Genomic DNA, 2,375 nt, shown 5'->3' on the forward strand with positions numbered 1-2,375 from the left:
GTGAGGTGGGGATGGCGGCCGCACTGGGCGACTGACCGAGCACCGCCGATCAATGCCAGGGTCGAGAAGGTAGCACACGGGCCGTTCTTCCGGGCGATCTGGCCGCATCGCGCGATCACGCCGGTGGACGGCTGGTATGAGTGGGTCGATGAAGGCGGCCCGAAGAAGCAGCCCTACTACATCCGGCGGCGGGACGGGCAACCGGCCCTGTGCGCCTCGATCGGCCAGTTCACTGGGAGCGAGCACGACGGTTTCGTCATCATCACCGCCGACGCCCAGGGCGGCATGGTCGATGTGCACGTCCGGCGGCCAGTGGTTCTGGCACCAGGGTCAGCGAGAGCCTGGATAGACCCGGCCTACCCACTTGAGTATGCCGAACAAATGGCCCTAAACATGGGCGAACCCGCTGAGGAATTCGAGTGGTTCCGGGTGAGCACGGCCGTGGGCAATGTCCGGAACCAGGGGGCCGACCTGATCAAGCCGATTCAGTGATGGGTGTCGCCGGCTTCGCCCCGGGACTTTAGCTGAAACTCGGTCACAGCCTGGTACAGCGAATCCGCCAGCAGCTTAAGGCGCTGTACCTCTGCCGCCGGCGCGCCCATGTCCTTGGCTTCGTGGTACTTCCTGGTGGCATCGATGGCCTGCTGGATCAGCTGATCGCCAGCCTCAGCCAGGCCTTGAATGGTCCTTTTCACCGCCCTGCTCCGGTTTTCTGATCAGGGCATCATACTCCGCCTCGCACTGCTGGCCAGCTATTCGGGCTCGGTCATACGCTTTCGCCAGCTCTCCCGCTCGATCATCAGCCCGTGTGAGCAGGTCGGAGAGCACCATGGCGGCGCGGGTGGCTGCCTGGCCTCGGGCGATAGCGGCGGTATCCGTGGCGGGGCAACGGACGGTGGCGGCGAAATTGGCTGCGTCGTGCTGCAGCCGCTGGCTAGCAGCATCGGCGCTAGCAGCACCAGCATCAGCCACCTGGTGTTGTTCTCTTGCATGGGCTCTCGCCTCCTCCTGCGCCTGGGCGCGTCGTTGTTCTTCCTCCCGGGCGCTGCGCTCGCCCAATACCTCGGCCAGGCGGTCGCCGCTGTCGCGCTGAGCCGATGCTTTGGCAGCCTCAGCGCGTTCGACAGATCGGCCGTGCTGGTAGGTGCCCCAGTAGGAGGCCACCACCAACAGGAGCGCCAGCGCACGCATACCCCAGCCGTTCACGCCAAGGCCCTCCGCACGCCCTCATCGATGACCTCAGCCTTGTACGGGTTGCCGCCGTTCTCATGGATGATGATGCTCTCCACGAACACCCGCAGCGTGGCCGGATCCTTGATGTTGATTGGGTCGGTGGTGCGCACGCCAAGGCGCTTGGCCACAGCCAGGGCGTAGGCCTTCGTGTCGTTCTCGTTCGAAGGTGCCCAGCGGTTGATGGTCTCCAGCACCGTGTCTATGCCCTTCCCGCCCACACCGGGCATGCCGTCCTTGCCGCGGTAGGCAATGAGCAGCTTGCCCAGGGCACGGATGCCGTTCTCGGGCGAGTCGAAGCGGGCAAAGCGCGGCTTGCTGGCCCCGAGTTCCAAGCCCAGCTGCCCCACCCAATCATTGCGTGGGTTGAAATCGATGTTCCCAGGATTGTTGTTGCGGACGCCGCGTGCAGTCATAGGTTTTCTCCGGGCAAAAAAATACCGCCATCAGGCGGTTGTCTTCGTTGGCAGGCTGTCGTTCAGTTGATCAGGCCGGCGGCGCCGGCCAATCGATTTCGTTGGTGCTAGGGGTGGTCGGGACGCTACTGCAAATTTGCTACTTGTTATTTTTTTCCACCATGTCGAGCGGACCAATACTCAGCCAAAATCATCACCAATCCTATGGTAATAACGACAAACACAGGCACCTCTATTGGCTTTGAGCGCAGCCAGAAATTTATAGCCACACCGAAACCAGCCAAGCAGAACAAAGCACCTATCAGAAACGCTGTATTTTTTTTCACCTTCCCCATCGACGTGTTCTCCACATTTGCCTACAGCCACGGCATTGCTCTCGGAGCCTTCTGAGGCTCTGATTCGATCAATGCCTACGTCTTCCATGAAAAAATAATGTCAACGATGAAATCGTAACAGTAGAATTACCGGCCGCTGCTAGGGCAGCGCGGTACCCGCAAGCATAGACAGGAATAACCAATGGATATGAAACGCCTGGCCATCACCGTAGCACTATCGGCAGTCGCCCATGCTGCCAACGCGGAGATGCACTTTCAACCAGTCGGCGACATGGTCGTGCCGGCATCCCAGCACCGAGATGTACTTCTGAAAAATGGGAGCGTACTCATCACCGGCGGTCAGAGCGGCGAAGGCGGGATCGCTAAGGAAGGTCTGAAAAAGACTTCCCGAATC

General features: G+C 60.9%; 5 protein-coding genes. 2 read left to right on the plus strand and 3 right to left on the minus strand.

The genetic code is table 11. From position 1 onward, the window contains the following. The coding region (locus HMPREF3173_RS18860; RefSeq protein WP_256544531.1) for an SOS response-associated peptidase at positions 1 to 492 on the plus strand (492 nt) is incomplete at its 5' end. Here the strand turns inward: HMPREF3173_RS18860 and HMPREF3173_RS18865 are convergent. The 3 genes from HMPREF3173_RS18865 to HMPREF3173_RS18875 are packed head-to-tail and all read right to left on the minus strand — an operon-like array spanning position 486 to position 1,646. After that, positions 486 to 695, minus strand: a complete 210-nt coding sequence (locus tag HMPREF3173_RS18865) for a hypothetical protein (RefSeq protein ID WP_070575564.1) — start codon at positions 693 to 695, stop codon at positions 486 to 488. The two genes, HMPREF3173_RS18860 and HMPREF3173_RS18865, sit on opposite strands and share 7 nt — an antisense overlap. Continuing rightward, on the minus strand, positions 667 to 1,191 hold the full coding sequence (locus HMPREF3173_RS18870; RefSeq protein WP_070575571.1) for a DUF2514 domain-containing protein: 525 nt from the start codon (positions 1,189 to 1,191) through the stop codon (positions 667 to 669). The genes HMPREF3173_RS18865 and HMPREF3173_RS18870 overlap by 29 nt, the downstream gene beginning before the upstream one ends. Positions 1,192 to 1,202: 11 nt before the next feature. Beyond that, positions 1,203 to 1,646 (minus strand): structural protein P5, encoded by a 444-nt coding sequence (locus tag HMPREF3173_RS18875; protein ID WP_070575566.1) that lies wholly within the window; start codon positions 1,644 to 1,646, stop codon positions 1,203 to 1,205. Positions 1,647 to 2,162: 516 nt separating this feature from the next. Here HMPREF3173_RS18875 and HMPREF3173_RS18880 point away from each other — a divergent pair. Then, positions 2,163 to 2,375: hypothetical protein (locus tag HMPREF3173_RS18880; protein WP_139146875.1), on the plus strand; the 213-nt coding region annotated here is incomplete at its 3' end.

It is taken from the genome of Pseudomonas sp. HMSC08G10, assembly GCF_001808425.1.
Lineage (GTDB): Bacteria > Pseudomonadota > Gammaproteobacteria > Pseudomonadales > Pseudomonadaceae > Aquipseudomonas > Aquipseudomonas guariconensis.

Bases quoted from the DNA above. Each gene is read 5' to 3' on its own strand.
- HMPREF3173_RS18870 (WP_070575571.1), bottom strand. From the start codon at position 1,191: ATGCGTGCGCTGGCGCTCCTGTTGGTGGTGGCCTCCTACTGGGGCACC.
- HMPREF3173_RS18875 (WP_070575566.1), bottom strand. From the start codon at position 1,646: ATGACTGCACGCGGCGTCCGCAACAACAATCCTGGGAACATCGATTTC.